We start from the raw sequence: 20,381 nt of genomic DNA on the forward strand, positions 1-20,381 counted from the left end.
CCAGTCCTCAGTACGCCAGCGAGCGGTCGACGGCGTCGAGCACACGGTCGAGACCCGGCAGATACTCGTCCTCCAGCCGCGCCGGCGGATAGGGGGCGTGGTAGCCGCCGACCCTGAGCACCGGTGCCTCCAGGTGGTAGAAGCAGCGCTCGGTGATCCGGGCGGCGATCTCGGCCCCGGAGCCGTAGAACACCGGCGCCTCATGGACCACGACGAGCCGGCCGGTCTTCTCGACCGAGGTCTGGATGGTGTCGAAGTCGATCGGGGACATCGAGCGCAGGTCCAGGACCTCGATCGACTTGCCCTCCTCCTTGGCCGCCTCGGCCGCCGCCAGGCAGACCTTCACCATCGGCCCGTACGCGGCGAGCGTGAGGCCGGAGCCGGTGCGCGCCACGGCGGCGCGGTGCAGCGGGCCGGGGATGGAGTCGGTGGCGACCTCGCCCTTGTCCCAGTAGCGGCGCTTCGGCTCGAAGAAGATGACCGGGTCGTCGCTCTGGACGGCCTGCTGCATCATCCAGTACGCGTCGCTCGCGTTCGAGGGCGAGACCACCTTCAGGCCCGCGACGTGCGCGAACAGGGCCTCGGGGGACTCGCTGTGGTGCTCGACGGCGCCGATGCCGCCGCCGTAGGGGATCCGCACGACGACCGGCATCTTGACCTTGCCGAGCGCGCGGGCGTGCATCTTGGCGAGCTGCGTGACGATCTGGTCGTACGCGGGGAAGACGAAACCGTCGAACTGGATCTCCACGACGGGCCGGTAGCCGCGCAGGGCGAGCCCGATCGCCGTACCGACGATGCCGGACTCGGCGAGCGGGGTGTCGATCACCCGGTCCTCGCCGAAGTCCTTCTGGAGTCCGTCGGTGATCCGGAAGACCCCGCCCAGTTTCCCGACGTCCTCGCCCATGATGAGGACCTTGGGGTCGGTGTCGAGTGCCTTGCGCAGCGACTCGTTGAGAGCCTTCGCGATGGACATCTTTTCCATGGCCATGGCTACTTGCCCTCCTCGGCGGAGTCCGCGAACGATGCCTGGTAGGCGGCGAACTGGGTGCGCTCCTCGTCGACGAGCGGATTCCCGTCGGCGTAGACGTGGTCGAACATGGCCATCGGGTCCGGATCGGGCATCGACCGCACCGCCTCCCGCACACGCTTGCCGAGGGCCTCGCTCTCGGCCTCCAGCTCGGTGAAGAACGCCTCGTCGGCGGCGCCCTCCTTCTCCAGGTACGTGCGCAGCCGCAGGATCGGGTCCTTTGCCTCCCACGCGGCGCGCTCCTCGTCCGCCCGGTACTTCGTCGGGTCGTCGGAGGTGGTGTGCGCGCCCATGCGGTAGGTGAACGCCTCGATGAGCATGGGGCCCTCGCCCCGGCGGGCCCGCTCCAGCGCCGCCCTGGTGACGGCCAGGCAGGCCAGTACGTCGTTGCCGTCGACCCGGACCCCGGGGAAACCGAAGCCCTGCGCGCGCTGGTAGAGCGGGACGCGGGTCTGCTTCTCGGTCGGCTCGGAGATCGCCCACTGGTTGTTCTGGCAGAAGAAGACGACCGGGGCGTTGTAGACCGCGGAGAACGTGAAGGACTCGGCGACGTCCCCCTGGCTGGAGGCACCGTCGCCGAAGTACGCGATCACGGCCGAGTCCGCGCCGTCCTTGGCGACGCCCATGGCGTAGCCGGTGGCGTGCAGGGTCTGCGAGCCGATGACGATCGTGTACAGGTGGAAGTTGTTGCTGTTCGGGTCCCAGCCACCGTGGTTCACGCCGCGGAACATCCCGAGCAGATTGGTCGGGTCGACCCCCCGACACCAGGCGACGCCGTGCTCGCGGTACGTCGGGAAGACGTAGTCGTCGTCGCGCAGGGCCCGGCCGGAACCGATCTGGGCGGCCTCCTGGCCGAGCAGGGAGGCCCACAGGCCCAGCTCGCCCTGGCGCTGGAGGGCGGTGGCCTCGGCGTCGAAGCGGCGGGTCAGGACCATGTCCCGGTACAGACCGCGCAGTTCTTCGGCGGTCAGGTCGATCCCGTAGTCCGGGTGCTCCACGCGCTCGCCCTCGGGCGTCAGCAGCTGTACGAGCTCGGGTTCAGAACTCTGTGGCGTCTTCGCGGACGTCTTCGCGGTCGTTTTCACGGCGCTGGTCCGCTTGCTGCTGCGTCGCGGCTTGCGCGCGGCAGTGCTCTCCACGGTCACGTGCGTGCTCCTCCGTCGGTCCGGCCCCCGGGGTCTGCCGGGAAGCCAGTGCGGCTCGCCTGTGTCCGTACCCGTGCACGGGGTGGGTGCCGCTCGGTCCGGGAACAGGCGTGACAGGTGCCCCGGCGAGCGTCCTGCCAAAAGCACGTTACCCAGAAGGCCGCATAACTGCGAAACCCTATCTGACCTGCGATTTTGCTTGGATTTCCAAGTAAATCGAAAAAGTCGGGAACTCTCGCTGGTCACAGCTCTGGGAACAGCCTTGCAGGCCGCCGGAACAACGGCACGTTATCCCGCCGTTCGGCGGCAGGGAAGAGGCGAGTGTGTGAGACTGCGTTTTGTGCGCGAACAAGGAAAAATCACTGTTTTTCTGCTGGACGACCACGAAGTCGTCCGGCGCGGGGTCCATGAATTGCTCTCGGTCGAGGACGGCATCGAGGTCGTCGGCGAGGCCGGCACGGCGGCGGACGCGATGGTCCGCATCCCCGCGACCCGGCCCGATGTGGCGGTGCTCGACGTACGGCTGCCGGACGGGAGCGGGGTGGAGGTCTGCCGGGAGATCCGTTCCCAGGACGACAGCATCAAGTGCCTGATGCTGACCTCGTACGCCGATGACGAGGCGCTCTTCGACGCGATCATGGCGGGTGCCTCGGGCTATGTGCTGAAGGCGATCCGCGGCAACGAACTGCTGAACGCGGTACGGGACGTGGCGGCCGGGAAGTCGCTGCTGGACCCGGTCGCGACCGCCCGGGTGCTGGAACGGCTGCGCGACGGCAAGAAGGGCCGGGGCGACGACAAGCTCGACAGCCTCACCGATCAGGAGCGCAAGATCCTCGATCTGATCGGGGAGGGACTGACGAACCGGGTGATCGGCGAGCGGCTGCACCTCGCCGAGAAGACGATCAAGAACTATGTCTCCAGCCTGCTCTCCAAACTGGGCATGGAACGGCGCTCGCAGGCCGCCGCGTATGTGGCCAGGCTGCAGGCCGAGAAGGGCTGAGCGGCGCCCGGCGGGACGGAACAGCCGCGACGGGGCTGGGCGGCGTACGGCGGGACGGCCGCGACGGGCTGGACGGCGTACGGCGGGACGGAACAGCCGCGACGGGCTGGGCACCACCTGAAGAGACGGCCGGGGCCCGCCGCGCGGCGCACCGCGGGACGGCCCGGGGGCGCGGGCGAGCACCGCGCGCCGGAAGCGCCGAGCACTGCCTGAAGAGACGGCGAGAAGGCCGCGGCCCTCGGTGATCTTCGGGACTTTGGTCCCGGTTCGCCCGGGGCCGCGGCCTCTGTTCACGGCCTCCCCGGTGGCGGAGAGTCGAGGGCATGCCCCCTGAGGAACTCCACGCGATCGAACTGCTCGGCCGCGTCCCGTACGGCCGGCTGGCGACCAGCATGCGGGCCCTCCCGATACTGGCGGTCGCCCGCCACATCGTGATCGACGGCCGCGTCGTCCTGCGGATGCACGGTGGCCTCGGCTACCACGAGGCATGCAACGGCACGGTCGTGGCGTACGGGGCGGACAACTTCAACACCGCGCCCTCGGGGGACGACAACGGCGAGCTGTGGTCCGTGCAGTTCACCGGCCCCGCCGAGATCGTGCGCCCGACCCCCGGCCAGCAGGAGCGTTTCGGCGCCGTCCCCGCCCAGGTGAACGGGGAGCCGTTCGCCCCGGCCTACCTCGGCGTCGACCCGCACTTCGTCTCCGTGCACACTCTGGGCTTCCCGCGCAAGTCCACCGAACCGCAACACAGCGTGATCTAACATCTGGCGAGTGCTGCGCTCATCTGTAACCCTCCCGTCTGCTCCACCGGCCGGCGAGGCGCTGTGCTCGTCCGCACCCCGCCCGGCCGTGCCCCGTCCGCCCGTCCCTCCGGTGGACGAGGTGCTGCGCCGCTACCCGGATGCCGGTGAGCCCCTCACCTGCAAGCCTGTCACCCAGGGCCTGCTCAACCACGGCTACCGCGTCTCCACCACCCGCGGCCGCTACTTCCTCAAGCACCACCTCGACGACGCCACCGGCGACCGCGCCACGATCGTCCGCCAGCACCGCGCCACCCAGCGGCTCCAGTCACTCGGCGTGCCCGTCGCCCCGCCCGTGGAGGACACCGAGGGCGACACGGTGACGGAGATCGGCGGCCGGTGCTACGCCCTGCACCCCTGGGTCGACGGACTGCACCGGGCCGGCGCCCAGCTCACCACCGACCAGTCGCGACGGCTCGGGGCGCTGCTCGGGGCCGTGCACACCGGCCTCGAACAGGTCATGGGGGCGGGCACCGGGCTCGTCGGCCGGTCCGGCGGGCACCGGAGCCCCGACCCCGCCGACACCTTCGCGCTGATCGAGGACCTGCTGGCGGCCGCGCGCGGGCGCCGGCCCCGGGACTCCTTCGACGAGCTGGCCGAACACCGTCTCCTGGAGCGGCGGGCCCTGCTGGAACAGCACGCCGACCGCAGGCCGCCCACCCCCGACATCCCGGCCACCGGGTGGGTGCACGGCGACTTCCACCCGCTGAACGTCCTCTACCGGGGCACGGACCCGGTCGCGATCCTCGACTGGGACCGGCTGGGGGTCCAGCCCCGCGCGGAGGAGGCGGTGCGGGCCGCGGCCATCTTCTTCGTGCAGCCCGCCGGGAAGCTGGAGCTGGAGAAGGTGCGGGCGTACGCGGGCGCCTACCGGCGGGCGGCCGGGGCGGGGGCGGCGGAACTGGCCGCGGCCGTGCACCGGGTGTGGTGGGAGCGGCTCAACGACTTCTGGATACTGCGCTGGCGGTACCGCCTGCACGACCGGAGGGCCGACCCGCAGTTCCCTGCGGTGTCGGCCCTGGTGGTCTGGTGGACGCGCGAGTACGAGGCGGTGCGCGAGGCGTTCACGGGGTGAATCCACCCCGTGCACGGTGGGTTACGGGATGACGCCCGACGTGCCGCCGCCCGACGAGGACGTACCGGTGCTGGTCCCGGTCGTGTCGCCGGTGCCACCGGTGTCCGTGCCCGTACCGCCGCTGGGCGTCCCGGCGCCACCGCTGTCCGTGCCGGTGCCCCCGGTGTCGGTGCCCGTACCGCCGGTGTCCGTGCCCGTACCGCCGGTGTCCGTGCCCGTACCGCCGGTGTCCGTGCCACCCGTGCCCGGCGTGGACGGGTCCGTCGACGGCGGCTCGGACGGCTTGTCCGGTTTGACCGGCGGGGAGTAGGTGTTCCGCCGCGGGGGCGGGTCCTGCTGATTTCCGGTGGAGTTCTCCGGCGGTGGGTCCTGCTCGGTGTGCTCGTCGCTCGGCGAGGGCGAGCTCTCCGGCGAGGACGACGAGCTGGAGGTCTCTGTCGGCGTCTCCTTCTGCTGGGTGCCGTTGCTGTCTGCCGCGTTGAGGGCGAGGGCGACACCGGCTCCGATCGCGATCAGCGCGAGCACGACGAACAGCCACAGCTTGCCGCGGCCGCCACCTCCCGGGCGCCCGCCTTCGTAACCACCGTCGTCGGGGTTCATCGGCGGCAGGATCGGGCCCTGCGAGGTGTCCCCGTGCGATGGGTGGCCCATCGCCATCGTGGCGCCGGTGACACCCATGGCCGGGGTGTGGCCGCCCTCGTGCATCGCGACCGGGCCGGTGTTCCAGGTGCCCGTGTGGCCGCCCTGCACCTGGAGCATCTGCAGGCTGTACTGGATGAGGCCGCGCATCTCCTCGGCGCTCTGGAACCGGTCGTCCGGGTCCTTCGCGAGCGAGCGCATGGCCAGCCCGTCCAGCTCCGGCGGCACCACGTCCAGAACCTCGGACGGCGGGACCGGAATGTCCTGCACATGCTGATATACGACGGAGAGCGGCGTCTCACCCGTGAACGGGGGCCGCAGCGCCAGGAGTTCGTACAGCAGGCAGCCGGTGGCGTAGAGGTCGGACCGGTGGTCGACGGCCTTGCCCAGCGCCTGCTCGGGGGAGAGGTACTGCGGCGTGCCCATGACCATGCCGGTCTGCGTCATCGTCGACTGCGCGCCGTGCAGCGCACGGGCGATGCCGAAGTCCATCACCTTGACCGCGCCCGAGTTCGTGATGATCACGTTGGCGGGCTTGATGTCACGGTGCACGATGCCGTGCTGGTGCGAGTAAGCGAGGGCTTCCAGCACGCCCGAGACGATGATCAGCGCCTGCTCGGGCGGCGGGGCCTCGGCGCTGAGGAGCAGATCGCGGATGGTGTGGCCCTCGACGAGCTCCATCACGATGTAGGGAACGGTCTGGCCGCCCACGATGTCCTCGCCGGAGTCGTACACGGCGACGATCGCGTGGTGGTTGAGGCCCGCGACCGACTGCGCCTCGCGCGTGAACCGGGCCTTGGAGACCGGGTCCTCCGCGAGGTCGGCACGCAGGAGCTTCACCGCGACCGTACGCCCCAGTCTGACGTCCTCGGCCGCGAAGACCTCCGCCATGCCGCCCCGGCCGAGCCGGTGGGTCATCCGGTAGCGTCCGTCACCGACGACACCATCGATGCCCCAGGAGTCGGTGCCATCCGAAACTCCGCCGCCGTTTGCTTCGGAATCGGGTGCCATCAGTCCTCGCCGTCGTATCTGTCCGCGCGTCCGCGGGTTCTCACGGTGTCTAGCTGCATTGCCACGTCACGCTACAGCCTCTGCCGGACCCCCCGTTTCCGAGAGGGACCGTTCGTCCCACCGCCCGGCGCGCCGGGCGGGCAGATTCCATGAGCTTCCTGTAACGCTTCCGAGACGCTTCCTGTGCGGAGGATCACGGAACGGGCACCTGGCTTGACGTGTCGTACCCCTCGGGCAGACTTGGCGCGTACACAGAGATCACCGCGTGAGTCGCGCGCCAAGGGGGAAACAAGCCATGAGCCAGGACGGCGCACACGGCGCACACAGCGCTCAGGGGCGCTACGCGGGCGGTTCGGTCGCCGGTGGCCGGTACCAGCTTCGCGACCTGCTCGGCGAAGGCGGGATGGCGTCCGTATATCTGGCGTACGACTCCGCCCTGGACCGCCAGGTCGCGATCAAGACACTGCACACGGAGCTGGGCCGCGAGCAGTCGTTCCGCGAGCGGTTCCGGCGCGAGGCGCAGGCCGTTGCCAAATTGCAGCACACCAACATCGTTTCCGTCTTCGACACCGGCGAGGACGAGCTCGGCGGCGCGCTGATGCCGTACATCGTCATGGAGTATGTGGAGGGGCAGCCGCTCGGCTCCGTGCTCCAGGCGGACATCCAGAGCCACGGCGCGATGCCGGCCGACAAGGCGCTCAAGGTGACGTCCGACGTGCTGGCCGCGCTGGACACCAGCCACGAGATGGGACTGGTCCACCGCGACATCAAGCCCGGCAACGTGATGGTGACCAGGCGCGGTGTCGTGAAGGTCATGGACTTCGGCATCGCCCGCGCCATGCAGTCGGGCGTCACCTCGATGACACAGACCGGCATGGTCGTCGGCACCCCTCAGTACCTCTCCCCCGAACAGGCCCTGGGCCGCGGAGTGGACGCGCGCTCCGACCTGTACTCGGTCGGCATCATGCTGTTCCAGTTGCTGACCGGACGCATCCCGTTCGACGCGGACTCGCCGCTCGCCATCGCGTACGCGCATGTCCAGGAGGAGCCGGTCGCGCCCTCCACCATCAACCGGTCGGTCACCCCGGCGATGGACGCGCTCGTCGCCCGCGCGCTGAAGAAGAACCCGAACGAGCGCTTCCCGAGCGCCGCGGCGATGCAGGACGAGATCGCGCGCGTGCTGAGCGCGGGCGGGCAGACGGGCGCCCCGGTGATCGTCGCGGGCGGCGGCGCACCGTCGAACAGCGGTTCGGGCGTCGGATCGGCGGTCTTCCCGCCGGTCGACCAGTCCACTCCGGCACCGCAGAACGTCCAGATGCCGTACCAGCCGGGCCCGTACCAGTCGGGCCCGTACGGCGCACCGACACCGGCGCCCACCCCGGCCCCGTCGTACGGCTATCCGCAGTCGGGCCCGGCGTACCAGGGCCAGGCGCCGATGTCCCCGATGCAGCAGCAGACCCCGCCGTACTCGATCGCGCCGCAGACGCAGGCCGGCTCCGGCGGGGGCGGCTCCAGGCGGAACATGCCGGTGATCGTCGGCTCGATCGTGGTCGCGCTGATCGCGGTCGGCGGGCTGATCACGGTGGTCTCGCTGAAGGACCGGGGTACGGTCGACGACCCCTCCGCGAACGGCTCGTCGACCGCGAGCGAGCACAAGGACCCGGAGCGGAACCGGACCATGAGGACCGAGGCCTGCACGGACGCCCTGGAGAACAACGACGACCCGAACAAGGTCGACGCACCGAGCTTCCTCTACAAGGACATCCTCTCGGCGAAGGCGTGCGCGGAAGCGGCGGGCTGGACCATCAAGGAGATCAAGGTCCCCGGGAACGCCTACGCGGAGGACCAGGTCATCGACCAGTTCCCGACCTCCGGAGCGGCCGTGGCCAAGACCGGCGCCCACTTCGAACTGCGCATCGCGACGGGCGACCCCGCCTGAGCGGACGCGCGGGCGGGCACGGAACGCGGGCGGGCGGCGTACGGATACGCGGGCAGGCACGGATACGCGGGCGCGCGGCGTACGGATACGCGGGCAGGCACGGATACGCGGGCGCGCGGCGTACGCGTAGAGGCGGCTCCCGGGGGCCGATCCAACCCTCAAGGGGTCCCTACACGCCCGAGATGCCGGACATATCGCCACATGTGACGCTTCCCTCATGGCTCCAGGACTTCTCCCTTCGCGATCCACGAGGTGCGTGGTCTGCCTCATACTCTCGGCGGGCGCGGCGATGGGTGCCGCGACGGGCGAGGCACACGCGGAACGGCGCACCTCCGGCGGGACACCGGAGGCGGTCAGCGTCCCGGTGACGCCGGCCTCGGCCACGTCGTCCGCACCTCCCGCCCACCCGTCCACCGCCCCCGGTGGAGAACCGCCGGACGAGGCTCCGGCCACCCCCTCGGCCACTCCTTCGGCCGAACCCCCGGCGATGCCCACGACCACTCCCCCGGACGGCACCTCGGCCACCCCCGCACCCGCGACGCCCTCGCCGCCCTCCTCCGCAGCACCCTCGCCATCCTCCACCGCGACACCCTCGCCATCCTCCGCTGCGGCGCCCTCGCCATCCTCCTCCGCGACACCCTCGCCGTCCTCCGCCGCAGCGCCCTCGCCGTCCTCCGCCGCGCCGGACGGCGCCCCTCCGGCCCCGCCCTCCACCGGCCCCTCCTCCACTGCTGCGGCCGACGGGTCACCGCCCCCCGAAACGCAGTCCCCGCTCGCCGGGCGCGAGGCCGGGGAGGGACGGCTGCGGCCCGGACGGCCGCTCTCACCGGGGGAGCTCACCCATGCGGACAGTTCCAGTTCCCTCGACGAGCTCGACGAGCGGCCCACGGCGACCGATCCGGGGCTTGTGCCCGCGGCGATACCGGCGACGAGCGCGTCCCCCGCGCCGGGCCGACCCGCACCACAGGCCCTCGGCGGGCCGTCCGTGGAGCGGATGCAGCGGGTGTCCCTGGGAGCGGGAATCGCGCTGATAGGAACGGGTCTGGGCTTCCTGGCATTCCGCATGCGCCGCCCGAACTGAGGCGGGCCACGACCCCACCATGCTCCTCCCCTCAACCCCCATACGCCCCGGACGGAACTTGCACCACGGAACATACTCGGTATACATACTCAGTATGTCGATCCGTCACGGGCTGCTGGCCCTGCTGGAGCGTGGGCCCAGATACGGCTCCCAGCTCCGTACCGAATTCGAGTCGCGCACCGGCTCCACCTGGCCGCTCAACGTCGGCCAGGTGTACACGACACTGAGCCGGCTGGAGCGCGACGGCCTGGTCGTCCAGGACGACGAGGACGACCAGGGGCACGCCCTCTACGCCATCACCGACGACGGCCGCACGGAACTGCGGAACTGGTTCGAGACCCCCGTCGACCGCAGCAGCCCGCCCCGCGACGAGCTGGCCATCAAACTCGCCATGGCGGTCGGCGCGCCCGGTGTGGACATCCGGGCCGTCATCCAGGCCCAGCGCCACCACACGGTGAAGGCGATGCAGGACTACACCCGGCTCAAGGCGCAGGCCCTCGCCGATGTCCCGGCCAACCGCGACGAGGTGGCCTGGCTGCTCGTACTCGAACAGCTGATCTTCCAGGCGGAGGCCGAGGCCCGCTGGCTGGACCACTGCGAGTCCCGGCTGGTCCGCCTCGCCGAGGCCGCCGCCACGGAGCCGGAGCCCGAGGTACGCAGGACCGGCCGCACCCCGGCCGCCGGCACTCCGGCCCGCGCCGCCCGCCCGCGCGGCCGGCGCTGACCACGGACCACCGCGCGTACGCATCCCGGCTTCCGCCACCACGACGCACCACCGCGTACGTGCCCTGTCCGACGTCGGACCGCCTCGGCGCCCCGGCGTCGGCCCCACAACCCGTTCCAAGGGGGGAACCACCACCATGTCCTCGCACGCCCCGTCCCGATCCGCGTCCGGCTCACCGCCGGCCGCGGACACACCGGTGCTCGAACTCCGGGCACTCACCCGTACCCACGGCACCGGCATCGCCGAGGTGCACGCCCTTCGCGGCATCGACCTCTCTGTCCACGCCGGTGAACTCGTCGCGGTGATGGGGCCCTCGGGCTCCGGAAAATCCACCCTGCTGACCATCGCGGGCGGTCTCGACACCGCGACCAGCGGCCAGGTCATGATCGAGGGGCAGGACATATCCGGTCTCGGCCGCAAGGGCGTCGCCGCCCTGCGCCGCCGAAGCGTCGGCTATGTCTTCCAGGACTACAACCTGATCCCGGCACTCACCGCCGCCGAGAACATCGCCCTGCCGCGCGAACTCGACGGGTTCTCCGTGCGCAAGGCCCGCAAGGAGGCGCGGGCGGCACTGGAGGAGTTGAAGCTCCTGGAGATCGCCGACCGGTTCCCGGACGAGATGTCCGGCGGCCAGCAGCAGCGCGTCGCGATCGCCCGTGCGCTGGTGGGGGACCGGCGCCTCGTGCTCGCCGACGAACCCACCGGGGCACTCGACTCCGAGACCGGCGAGGCCGTGCTCGCGCTGCTGCGCAACCGCTGCGACCAGGGCGCGGCCGGTGTGATGGTGACACACGAACCGCGGTACGCCGCCTGGGCGGACCGGGTCGTGTTCCTCCGGGACGGTTCGGTCGTCGACCAGGCACTCGCCATCGACGCCGACTCGCTGCTGGCCGCCGAGGACGCCAAGTGAGCGTCTTCACGGGCTGGCGCGCCTCCCTCCGCATAGCCAGGCGCGACGCCATGCGCGCCAAGGGCCGCAGCGCACTGGTGGTCGCGATGATCGCCGTGCCGGTACTCGGCGTCACGGCCCTCGATGTGACGTACCGCAGCATGACGCAGACCGTCGCCGAGCAGCTGACCAGCACGATGGGCTCCGCCGACGCACTGTTCAGCGACGAGATGATGGGGCCCATCGAGCAACTCCCCGATGGGGCGCTGAGCAACATCTACATGGGCCTGGACGACGCACCGCCCGTGGAGAACCGCGAACCGGTCGACATCAGAACGACGTTCCCCAAGGGTTCGCGGGCGATCAGCATCCAGTCCGTCCCGGCGAGTGTCACCACCCGGTACGGCGTCAGGAACACCGAAGTCGTCGAGTTCCGGACGTCGGACGCGATGGCCCGCGGCAAGATCGACCTCGTGCGCGGCGCCTACCCGCACGGCAACGGCGAGATGGCCGCCACCGAGCCGTTCCTGAAGGCGACCGGGCTGGACGTCGGCTCGACCACCACCGTGCGCAACTCCGGCCGGACGTACACCATCACCGGCGCGGTCGAGCTGCCCTTCGATCTGAAGGCCGAGGCCCTCTACGCCGATCCCGGTGCGGTCATCGCTCCGTGGAAGGCCGCGGCCGACCACGACAAGAAGGTGCTGCCGCCGAACTCCGGCTTCACGGAATGGCTGGTCAAAGGCCCCGCAGGGGTCGGCGTGACCTGGCCGCACATCATGGAGGCGAATAAGTCGGGCGTGCTCGTCACATCCCGGCAGGTCGCCCTCGACCCGCCGCCCGACTCCGAGGTCCCGCTGACCTCCAGGAACCCCCGCATCGCCGACCACGGCGGCTCCGGAGAGCTCAGCGCAGCACTCGTCACCGTGATCGCCATGGCGGTGCTGGAGATCGTGCTGCTCGCCGGTCCGGCCTTCGCGGTCGGTGCGCGCCGCTCCCGCCGCCAGCTCGGCCTTCTCGGCACCTGCGGCGGAGACAGGCGCCATGTCCGGGCCGTGGTGCTCGGTGGCGGTCTGGTGCTCGGTGGCATCGGAGCGGTGGCGGGTGTCGCGGTCGGCGTCGGGCTCACCGCGGCCCTCCGGCCCGTGCTGGAGAACTGGGCCGGACACCGGTTCGGATCGCTCTCGATGCCGCCGCTGGAATTGCTGCTCATCGCCGCGATAGGCCTGATCACCGGGCTGCTGGCGGCGTTCGCCCCGGCGATCGTGGCGAGTCGGCAGTCCGTACTGGAGTCGCTCACCGGACGACGCGGCGTCCGCCGCTCCTCACGGGTGCTGCCCGTCCTGGGCGCCTGCGTGCTGGCGCTCGGTGCCGCGGCCGCCTTCTACGGGGGCACCAGCGGGAATTCGGCACTGGTCGCCGGCGGCTCGATGGTCGCCGAACTCGGGCTGCTCGCCTGCGTCCCGATGATCGTCGGCTTCCTCGGGCGGCTCGGCACAAGGCTGCCCCTCTCCCCTCGGATGGCGCTGCGCGACGCGGCCCGCAACCGCGGGCGTACCGCTCCCGCCGTCGCCGCGGTGATGGCCGCGGTCGCGGGTTCGGTGGCCATCGCCACGTACATGTCCAGCCATTCCGCCGAGATCGAGTACAACCGCATCCCTTCGGTCGCCGAGGGGACCATCGTCGTCTCGTCCTTCGACGAGAAGGCGGCCGAGCGCCTCCCGTCGGCACGGACGGCGGTGGAGCGGAACATGGCCGTCACCAGCGGGCACGCGGACTTCCGACGGGTCTGGGCAGGAAGTGACTGCAACAACTACGAGGAGAACCACTGCGGCTCGCTGGAACTGGTCAAGCCCACCGGCAAGGCCCACAGCTGTCCGCTCACCCGCAAGGGAGCCAAGGAACTCGCCGCACGGCTCTCCGACGACGAGCACAAGAAGCTGATGCGTTCCCCCGCGTGCCTCACCGACGTGATGGCTTCGGGTCTCTTCAACAACGATGAGAGCAACATCGTCGTCGCGGACGCGGCCCTGCTCGCCACGTATGTGAAACTCGACGACCCCGCAGCCGCCAGGGCACTGGCCGCTGGCACACCGGTGCTGCTCAACCCGGTGTACGCGGAGAACGGCGAGGTCACCGTCAAGGCGGTCCACCGGTACAGCGAGAAGGACAAGAAGTACGGGAAGCAGCACCCGGGCAAGGCGCGGACCACCGTGGACAGGCTGAAGGTGTACGTGGCCCCGGCGAAGTACGCCGCCACCCCGGGAATCCGCATGATCCTTCCGGAGCGGACCGCGGAACGGCTCGGCCTGCACACCAGGGCGTCCGGGAGCGTGTATGCCGTCGCCCATGCGCCGACGGCCGCAGAGGACCAGCGGGTTTCCGGTGCCATCGAGCAGGCCGGCGGCGGCATCTGGGTGCAGTCCGATTACGGTCTCGGCCGGGAGCCGGACATCATCCTGCTGATCCTGACCCTGTTCGCCGGCGTGGTGACCCTGGGCGCGGCCGCGATCACCACGGGCCTGGCCAAGGCGGACGCGGAGGCCGATCTCAACACCCTCAGCGCGGTGGGCGCGCCTCCGGGCGTCCGGCGGAAGCTGTCCGGCTTCCAGTGCCTGGTGGTGGCGCTCACAGGTGTGGTGCTCGGCACACTGGCCGGCCTGGTGCCCGCGGTGGCGCTGCGCCTCGTCGACCTGCGGGAAGCCTTGGCGGCGATGCGGTCCGATCCCACACAGTCGGCGTACACGCCGATCGTGCTGCCCTGGGCGACCATCGGTCTGCTCGTCGTGTGCATTCCGCTGCTGGCCGGGCTGCTCGCGGCGGCGTTCACACGGTCGCGCCTGAAGCTGGCCCGGCGGGCCGGATGACGACGCGGTCGGTGCGGTCGGTGCGGTCAGTGGCCTGACCGGCTGAATTGGTGCCCCCGTCAACGGTGGATCAACCGTTGACGGGGGCACCACCGTGTTGGACGGCAGGTGTGCGAGACAATGACGCCATGGAGATGCCGAGGAATGAACGGTCGCAGGAGCACCCCCAAGTCCTCGTGGTGGGGCAGGACGGCATGGCGATCGGCGGCGGTGGCACTGACGACGAGTCGCGTGAGGTCCCGGTGACGGAGATGGTCGAACAGCCCGCGAAGGTCATGCGCATCGGCAGCATGATCAAGCAGCTCCTGGAGGAGGTCAGGGCTGCTCCTCTCGACGAGGCGAGCCGGGTCCGGCTCAAGGAGATCCACGCGAGCTCCGTGAAGGAGCTGGAGGACGGCCTCGCGCCGGAGCTGGTGGAGGAACTGGAGCGGCTCTCCCTGCCGTTCAACGAGGAGTCGGTGCCCTCGGAGGCAGAACTCCGGATCGCGCAGGCCCAGTTGGTGGGCTGGCTGGAGGGCCTCTTCCACGGCATCCAGACGGCGCTGTTCGCGCAGCAGATGGCGGCGCGGGCCCAGTTGGAGCAGATGCGTCGCGCCCTTCCGCCGGGAAGCGGACACGAGGACGAGGTCGGCAGCGGGGACCAGCACGGAGCCATCCGGTCGGGCCCGTACCTCTAGTCGGTACGCCCGTACCTCTAGTCGGTACGCCCCCTCCGGCCCGTGCCTCTCAAGGGCGGAGCAACACCACCAAGGCCCGGCGCACATGGTCGACGACCTGTGTGCCGGGCCCTGTGGTGTGTGGGTGCCGCTCGGGGGCGGGGGTCAGCCCGCGGGTGTCTGCAGAAGCACCTTCCCGATGTGCGCGCTGGACTCCAGTACCCGGTGGGCCTCGGCAGCTTCGGGCATCGGCAGCGTGCGGTCCACGACCGGCCGTACGATGCCGGCGGCGATCAGCGGCCAGACGTGTTCGCGTACGGCGGCGACGATGGCGGCCTTCTCGGCGAGCGGGCGGCCGCGCAGCGAAGTCGCGGTGATGGCGGCCCGCTTGTTCAGCAGGGCGCTCAGATTCAGCTCACCCTTGACGCCGCCCTGGAGGCCGATGACGGCCAGTCGGCCGTTGACGGCGAGCGCCTTCACGTTCCGGTCGAGGTACTTCGCGCCGACGATGTCGAGGATGACGTCCGCACCGGCCCCGTCCGTCGCCTTGCGCAGCTCCTCGACGAAGTCCTGCTCCCGGTAGTCGATCAGGATGTCGGCACCGAGCTCCGCGCAGCGCGCCAGCTTCTCCGGTCCGCCCGCGGTCACGGCGACCCGTGCGCCCACGGCCTTGGCGAGCTGGATCGCCATCGTGCCGATGCCACTGGACCCGCCGTGCACCAACAGCGTCTCGCCGGGGCGGAGATGGGCCACCATGAACACGTTCGACCAGACCGTGGCCGTCACCTCGGGCAGCGCCGCAGCCAGTGTCAGGTCGACTCCGTCCGGTACGGGCAGCAGCTGGCCGATGGGTACGGCGACCTTCTCCGCGTAGCCGCCTCCGGCGAGCAGCGCACACACCTCGTCACCGACCGACCAGCCGCTGACCCCGGGCCCGACCGCCGAGATACGGCCCGCGCACTCCAGACCCGGGTACGGGGACGCGCCGGGCGGCGGGTTGTAGAAGCCCTGCCGCTGGAGCACATCGGCACGATTGACCGCGCTGGACACGACATCGACGAGGACCTCGCCCTCGCCGACTACCGGATCGGGCACCTCGGCCCATACGAGCGCCTCGGGGCCACCGGGTTCGGGGATCGTGATCGCATACATGGCGGCGAGGCTACTCCGTGGCCCGACCCGGCCGGGGCCGTCGGACGCCCCGGACGATGCCGGGGCGCGGGCCGGACGATGCCGGGGCGCGGGCCGGACGATGCCGGGGCGCCAGCTGTACGACGGCATGGCGCGGTCCGTGCGACGAACGCGACGCGGCCCGTGCGACGAGTACGACGCGATCCGTGCGACGAGTACGACGCGGCCCGTGCGACGAGTGCGACGCCAGAACAGTGCCCGGCATCGAGCGCGACGCCAGAACGATGCCGGCTACAGGCGCGGCGTGCCCGTAGCCGGGTTGCTCAGCGGCGGTTCGTTCGAGACACGCACGATGGTGATCAAACGGTCCGTCAGCTGCAAAGGACTGGCCGCCGGATCGTCGTATCCGAGCAGTCGGTGCCCCCGCAGGACACTGACGACGAGATCCTCGGTCTCCCGGACGCTCTTGCCCACCTCGGCCTTTATCACCGGCCGTTCGACGAGGTCGAGGCCGCTGCCCTGCTGGATCAGGTCCTCCATCACCGTGCCCGCACTGGGGCTGAGAACGGAGAGACCGAGCAGTCGGCCCGCCGCGCTGGCGCTGGTGATCACGGCGTCGGCCCCGGACTGCCGGAGCAGCGGGGCGTTCTCCTCCTCGCGCACCGCGGCCACGATCTTCGCCCCGCGGTTGAGCTGCCGCGCCGTCAACGCCACCAGCACCGCCGTGTCGTCGCGCTGGGTGGCGATGATGACCTGCCGTGCCTTCTGGAGCTCGGCGCGCAGCAGCACCTCGCTGCGCGTCGCGTCTCCGACCACACCCACGAACCCTTCGGCGTTGGCGATCTCGATCACCTTGCTCGCCGGATCGACAATGACGATCTGCTCTTTTCTCAGGCCGGTGGCGCACAGGGTCTGGATGGCCGAACGGCCCTTCGTGCCGAAGCCGACGACAACGGTGTGGTCACGCAAGTTGGCTCTCCAACGCTTCAGCCGAAAGTCCTCCCGGGTCCGTTCCGTAAGGACCTCAAGAGTGGTGCCGACCAGGATGATCAGGAACAGCACCCGCAGTGGTGTCACCAGCAACACATTCGTGAGCCGGGCGGCGTCTCCGTACGGGGTGATGTCTCCGTAGCCGGTGGTGGAGAGGGTGACCGTCGCGTAGTACACGGAGTCGAGCAGGTCGACCTTGCCATCGGCTGCATCGTGATATCCACCACGGTCGAGCCAGACGATCAGCACGGTGACCGCAAGCACCAGCAACGCCATCATCAGCCGCTTGACGACCTGCCGCGCTGGTCCGTACACGACCCTGCGCGGGAGCTGCACCCGTGTGGGCACGACATGCTCGTCGGCGCGCCTGGCCATCGCATCGTGGCCGGGAAGTTTCACGTGAAACACCCTTCCGTCCACGGCATCGCCGAGGCCCACGGTAGACCGAGGATCTCCACCTCGGTGCCGGACCGTACCCCGCCCGGAGGTACGACGGCCAGCCCGTCAGCCGCGGCAATTCCTCGGAGCATCGCCGGACCGTTGTAATGCAGCGGTACGACGTGCTCGGCGCCGCCGCCGGTTCCCGTGGTGCCGAGGCTACGTGCGCTCCCGCCGGTGCTGCCGAGCTTGCGTGCGCTGCCGCCCGTGCTGCCGAGCTTGCGTGCGCTGCCGCCCGTGCTGCCGAGATTGCGTGCGCTGCCGCCGGTGCCACCCATGCGGTGGACGACGGGCACCAGACGGGTGTCGTGCGGGTGCCCGTGCACCTCGTCACGCACGACGACCCGGTACGGCGCCGCCGGCCCACGGCCGGCCAGCCCTCGGAGCAGTGGCTCGGCAAGCGTGAGGAGCCCGGAGACGGCGGCCAGCGGATTGCCGGGCAGCCCGACGAGATACGGGCCCGCCCCCGGGCCCTCCGGCTTGAGCCCGGCCAGCAGCATGGGGTGGCCGGGGCGGACGGCGACACCGTCCACCAGCAGCTCGGCCCCGATCTCGGCAAGGACCGGGTGGACGTGATCGACTGGCCCCGAGGCCGTACCGCCGGTGGTGATGACCAGATCGGCGTCGGAGGTGGTGAGGGCGTGCCGTAGGGCCGCGGCGTCGTCGCCGAGGCGCCGCGGTGCGGCGACCTCGGCGCCCAGCGCGCGCAGCCAGGGCCCGATCATCGGGCCGAGAGCGTCGCGGATCAGCCCGTCGTGCGGCAGTCCGCCGGTCAGCAGTTCGTCACCGAGGACGAGGACATCGACACGGGGGCGGGGGACGGCGATCAGCTCGTCGTACCCGGCGGCGGCGGCCAGACCGAGGACTGCGGGTGTCACCAGGGCCCCGGCAGGGAGGAGCTGATCTCCGGAACGGCATTCCTGACCGCGGGGCCTGATGTCCTGGCCGGGATGCACTTGGTACTTCGCGTGGAGCAGCCCTTTGGCCTCGTCCACGCGAGCGTGTTCGCTACGGATCACGGCGTTGGCGTCCGCCGGGATGCGTGCCCCGGTGGCGATCCGTACGGCATCGCCGTCGGGGAGCGCGGCGGGGACGCGGTGCCCGGCAAGGATGCCCAGTCCCCGGCTCGGGCGCGGGCCCGCGCCGGCGCCCCCGTCTCCGTCTCCGGAGCCCTCCTCGCTTCCGTTCCCCTCGACCTCGCGAATGGTCCATGGCCCCGGTCCGGTGACGACCCAGCCATCCATGGCGGAGGTGTCGAAGGACGGCAGATCGGTGAGCGCGACGAGCGGTTCGGCGAGTACGTGTCCGAGCGCCCGGTCGAGGGGGAGCCGCCGGGTACGGACGGGAACGTCACGGCCCGAGCGCGCGGCGAGGGCACGCGCCTCCCGCCAGGAGAGCGCTCGGCCGGGCGCTCGGACACGCCCACGCGGCCGGACCGCGCCCTGGGGCGGGGGCGGGTTCGGAGGCACGGTCGGGTTTGGGTCCGGGGTCGGGTTCAGGGGCGCGGTCGGGTTCAGGGGCGCGGTCGGGTTTGGGTTCGAGGTCGGGTTCGGAGGCGCGGTCGGGTTCGAGGTCGGGTTCGGAGGCGGGGGTGAAGACGAGATTGGCGACAGGGCCGGGGGCCGGGATGCGGACGCGCGCTCTTCCGTGGGGCGGGCCCGGTCCGTGGAATTCGACGGTTCCGGGGAGCAGGAGCCCATGGAATGGGGCGGGTCCGCGGTATGGGGGCGATCCGCGGTGTGGGGGCGTCCCACGGAGTGCGGGCGATCGTCGGGCTGAGGCAGGTCCGCGGTGTGGGGCCGGTCCGCGTGCCGAGGCCGATATGACCGGTGGGGCTCACCCGAAGACCGGCGCCCGACCAGGGCGAGGGCCTGTTCAACTGCCCGGTCCTCCTCGGCGGCCAGCAGTTCCTCCCGGGTCGGTCCCCGGTCGCCCGACGACGGACGGTCACGCGCCGAGGGCCCGCCGTCCACCGGGACCCCCACACCCGCCGAGGGCCCGCCGTCCGTCGGCACAGTGCCCATCGACACGGCATCGCCCATCGACGCGGCATCGGCCGCCGGGGACGGGTCGGGCCCGCTGTGGCGGGCCGTCATTGCGTCTCGTTCTCGTCCGCCCACCGAAGGGCCAGCGCGGCAGCCTTGCGGGCGGCCTCGACCACCGCCTCCGGGCCGTCGCCGTCTCTGCTCGCCTTCGCCGCCGCGTACCCGACGAGGAACGTCGTCAGGGGCGCGGCGGGGCGGGCGACGCCGTGGGCGGCGTCACGGGCGAGATCGAGCAGGACGTCGGTGTCGACGTCGAGTTCGATACCCAGTTCGTTCTTGACTGCGGTGATCCATTCGTCCAGCACGGTGCCATGCTCTCTGATGCAGGCCCGGGCCGACACGATGTCCTCCCAGGTGTCGCAGTCGAAGGAAGCCAGGGGACCTGCCTCCACCCGGGCAAGATCGAGTTCATTTGTCAGCAACCGCAGGGGAAGCCCGGAGAGACCGCCGTGCTCGGTGGCGATCAGGGCGAGCTCGCGGCGCAGCGGTTCGCCACGGTAGACGGCAACGAGAGGCTGGTCGCGGCCGTCCTGATCGGTGCACAGGGCCCCTTCCCGCCCGCCGTCATGCGCGGCGGTCAGCAACGCTCCGACGGTGCTCTCCCCGAGGAACGGCAGATCGGCGGAGAGTACGAGAACCCATTCCTCGCCGGTACGCCGGAGCCCGGCGTCGAGCGCGGCCAACGGACCGCCGCCCAGCGGTTCTTCACGCGTCCAGGTCACGGCGCGCACGGTGGGCCGCCGCCCGCCCACCACCACGGTGGTCGAGGCGCCGGTGCAGGCCACGAGCACCCGGTCGAGCAGCGCACGGCCACCGACCCGGATCCCGGGCTTGTCGGCTCCGCCGAGCCGCCTGGCGGCTCCTCCGGCAAGGACGATGGCGTCGTACGCGGTCATGCCTCCGAGTATGCGGGTCACGGGCTCC

The 20,381-nt window shown here is 71.1% G+C and carries 16 protein-coding genes; 9 read left to right on the forward strand and 7 right to left on the reverse strand.

Annotation, left to right across the window (positions count from 1 at the left end; all coding sequences use genetic code 11):
- Positions 1-7: 7 nt before the first annotated feature.
- Together ACF08M_RS22130 and pdhA are read right to left on the reverse strand one after the other, a co-directional pair.
- Positions 8-988: an alpha-ketoacid dehydrogenase subunit beta gene (locus ACF08M_RS22130; RefSeq protein WP_392186968.1), complete on the reverse strand. Its 981-nt coding sequence runs from the start codon at positions 986-988 to the stop codon at positions 8-10.
- 2 nt (positions 989-990) lie between these two features.
- Positions 991-2,172, reverse strand: a complete 1,182-nt coding sequence (gene pdhA / locus ACF08M_RS22135; protein WP_392186969.1) for a pyruvate dehydrogenase (acetyl-transferring) E1 component subunit alpha — start codon at positions 2,170-2,172, stop codon at positions 991-993.
- Positions 2,173-2,512: 340 nt separating this feature from the next.
- Here pdhA and ACF08M_RS22140 point away from each other — a divergent pair, with 340 nt between their 5' ends.
- The 3 genes from ACF08M_RS22140 to ACF08M_RS22150 all read left to right on the forward strand — a co-directional run bounded on the left by ACF08M_RS22140 (position 2,513) and on the right by ACF08M_RS22150 (position 5,047).
- A complete protein-coding gene (locus ACF08M_RS22140; RefSeq protein ID WP_392187024.1) occupies positions 2,513-3,172 on the forward strand; it encodes a response regulator in 660 nt (219 codons plus the stop codon).
- Between the two features lie 323 nt (positions 3,173-3,495).
- Complete coding sequence (locus ACF08M_RS22145) at positions 3,496-3,933, forward strand: pyridoxamine 5'-phosphate oxidase family protein (RefSeq protein WP_392186970.1); 438 nt, start codon at positions 3,496-3,498, stop codon at positions 3,931-3,933.
- 121 nt (positions 3,934-4,054) lie between these two features.
- A complete protein-coding gene (locus tag ACF08M_RS22150) occupies positions 4,055-5,047 on the forward strand; it encodes a phosphotransferase (protein WP_392187025.1) in 993 nt (330 codons plus the stop codon).
- Between the two features lie 21 nt (positions 5,048-5,068).
- Here ACF08M_RS22150 and ACF08M_RS22155 read toward each other — a convergent pair whose 3' ends face one another.
- Positions 5,069-6,697 (reverse strand): protein kinase, encoded by a 1,629-nt coding sequence (locus ACF08M_RS22155; RefSeq protein WP_392186971.1) that lies wholly within the window; start codon positions 6,695-6,697, stop codon positions 5,069-5,071.
- A 295-nt stretch (positions 6,698-6,992) separates the two neighbouring features.
- On the opposite strand from ACF08M_RS22155, the gene ACF08M_RS22160 reads away from it, so the two are divergent.
- The 6 genes from ACF08M_RS22160 to ACF08M_RS22185 all read left to right on the forward strand — a co-directional run bounded on the left by ACF08M_RS22160 (position 6,993) and on the right by ACF08M_RS22185 (position 14,874).
- Positions 6,993-8,636 carry a protein kinase gene (locus tag ACF08M_RS22160; RefSeq protein ID WP_392186972.1) on the forward strand — a complete coding sequence of 548 codons (1,644 nt, stop codon included), beginning with the start codon at positions 6,993-6,995 and terminating at the stop codon, positions 8,634-8,636.
- Between the two features lie 256 nt (positions 8,637-8,892).
- Entirely contained in the window at positions 8,893-9,717 is an 825-nt protein-coding gene (locus ACF08M_RS22165; RefSeq protein WP_392186973.1) for a hypothetical protein, read from the forward strand.
- Positions 9,718-9,811: 94 nt separating this feature from the next.
- The gene (locus tag ACF08M_RS22170; RefSeq protein ID WP_392186974.1) at positions 9,812-10,441 is read left to right on the forward strand and encodes a PadR family transcriptional regulator; all 630 of its coding nucleotides are present in this window, start codon (positions 9,812-9,814) and stop codon (positions 10,439-10,441) included.
- 136 nt (positions 10,442-10,577) lie between these two features.
- Positions 10,578-11,351, forward strand: coding sequence for an ABC transporter ATP-binding protein (locus ACF08M_RS22175; RefSeq protein WP_392186975.1), 774 nt, complete (start codon positions 10,578-10,580; stop codon positions 11,349-11,351).
- Entirely contained in the window at positions 11,348-14,197 is a 2,850-nt protein-coding gene (locus tag ACF08M_RS22180; protein WP_392186976.1) for an FtsX-like permease family protein, read from the forward strand. The genes ACF08M_RS22175 and ACF08M_RS22180 overlap by 4 nt, the downstream gene beginning before the upstream one ends.
- Positions 14,198-14,325: 128 nt before the next feature.
- Positions 14,326-14,874, forward strand: coding sequence for a bacterial proteasome activator family protein (locus tag ACF08M_RS22185; protein ID WP_392186977.1), 549 nt, complete (start codon positions 14,326-14,328; stop codon positions 14,872-14,874).
- Between the two features lie 144 nt (positions 14,875-15,018).
- Here the strand turns inward: ACF08M_RS22185 and ACF08M_RS22190 are convergent, their stop codons facing one another.
- From ACF08M_RS22190 to ACF08M_RS22205, 4 genes are all read right to left on the reverse strand, one after another.
- Positions 15,019-16,005, reverse strand: a complete 987-nt coding sequence (locus ACF08M_RS22190) for an NAD(P)H-quinone oxidoreductase (RefSeq protein WP_392186978.1) — start codon at positions 16,003-16,005, stop codon at positions 15,019-15,021.
- Positions 16,006-16,275: 270 nt separating this feature from the next.
- Positions 16,276-17,412, reverse strand: a complete 1,137-nt coding sequence (locus ACF08M_RS22195; protein ID WP_392186979.1) for a potassium channel family protein — start codon at positions 17,410-17,412, stop codon at positions 16,276-16,278.
- Positions 17,370-19,025, reverse strand: coding sequence for a molybdopterin molybdotransferase MoeA (locus ACF08M_RS22200; RefSeq protein ID WP_392187026.1), 1,656 nt, complete (start codon positions 19,023-19,025; stop codon positions 17,370-17,372). The genes ACF08M_RS22195 and ACF08M_RS22200 overlap by 43 nt, the downstream gene beginning before the upstream one ends.
- Before the next feature lie 479 nt (positions 19,026-19,504).
- Positions 19,505-20,353 (reverse strand): NTP transferase domain-containing protein, encoded by an 849-nt coding sequence (locus ACF08M_RS22205; RefSeq protein WP_392186980.1) that lies wholly within the window; start codon positions 20,351-20,353, stop codon positions 19,505-19,507.
- Between the last annotated feature and the right edge of the window lie 28 nt (positions 20,354-20,381).

The sequence above is a fragment of the Streptomyces sp. NPDC015032 genome, assembly GCF_043080425.1.
In the GTDB taxonomy this organism is placed as follows: Bacteria; Actinomycetota; Actinomycetes; order Streptomycetales; family Streptomycetaceae; genus Streptomyces.

Bases quoted from the DNA above. Each gene is read 5' to 3' on its own strand.
- ACF08M_RS22130 (WP_392186968.1), bottom strand. From the start codon at position 988: ATGGCCATGGAAAAGATGTCCATCGCGAAGGCTCTCAACGAGTCGCTG.
- ACF08M_RS22145 (WP_392186970.1), top strand. From the start codon at position 3,496: ATGCCCCCTGAGGAACTCCACGCGATCGAACTGCTCGGCCGCGTCCCG.
- ACF08M_RS22155 (WP_392186971.1), bottom strand. From the start codon at position 6,697: ATGGCACCCGATTCCGAAGCAAACGGCGGCGGAGTTTCGGATGGCACC.
- ACF08M_RS22160 (WP_392186972.1), top strand. From the start codon at position 6,993: ATGAGCCAGGACGGCGCACACGGCGCACACAGCGCTCAGGGGCGCTAC.
- ACF08M_RS22170 (WP_392186974.1), top strand. From the start codon at position 9,812: ATGTCGATCCGTCACGGGCTGCTGGCCCTGCTGGAGCGTGGGCCCAGA.
- ACF08M_RS22175 (WP_392186975.1), top strand. From the start codon at position 10,578: ATGTCCTCGCACGCCCCGTCCCGATCCGCGTCCGGCTCACCGCCGGCC.
- ACF08M_RS22185 (WP_392186977.1), top strand. From the start codon at position 14,326: ATGGAGATGCCGAGGAATGAACGGTCGCAGGAGCACCCCCAAGTCCTC.
- ACF08M_RS22190 (WP_392186978.1), bottom strand. From the start codon at position 16,005: ATGTATGCGATCACGATCCCCGAACCCGGTGGCCCCGAGGCGCTCGTA.
- ACF08M_RS22205 (WP_392186980.1), bottom strand. From the start codon at position 20,353: ATGACCGCGTACGACGCCATCGTCCTTGCCGGAGGAGCCGCCAGGCGG.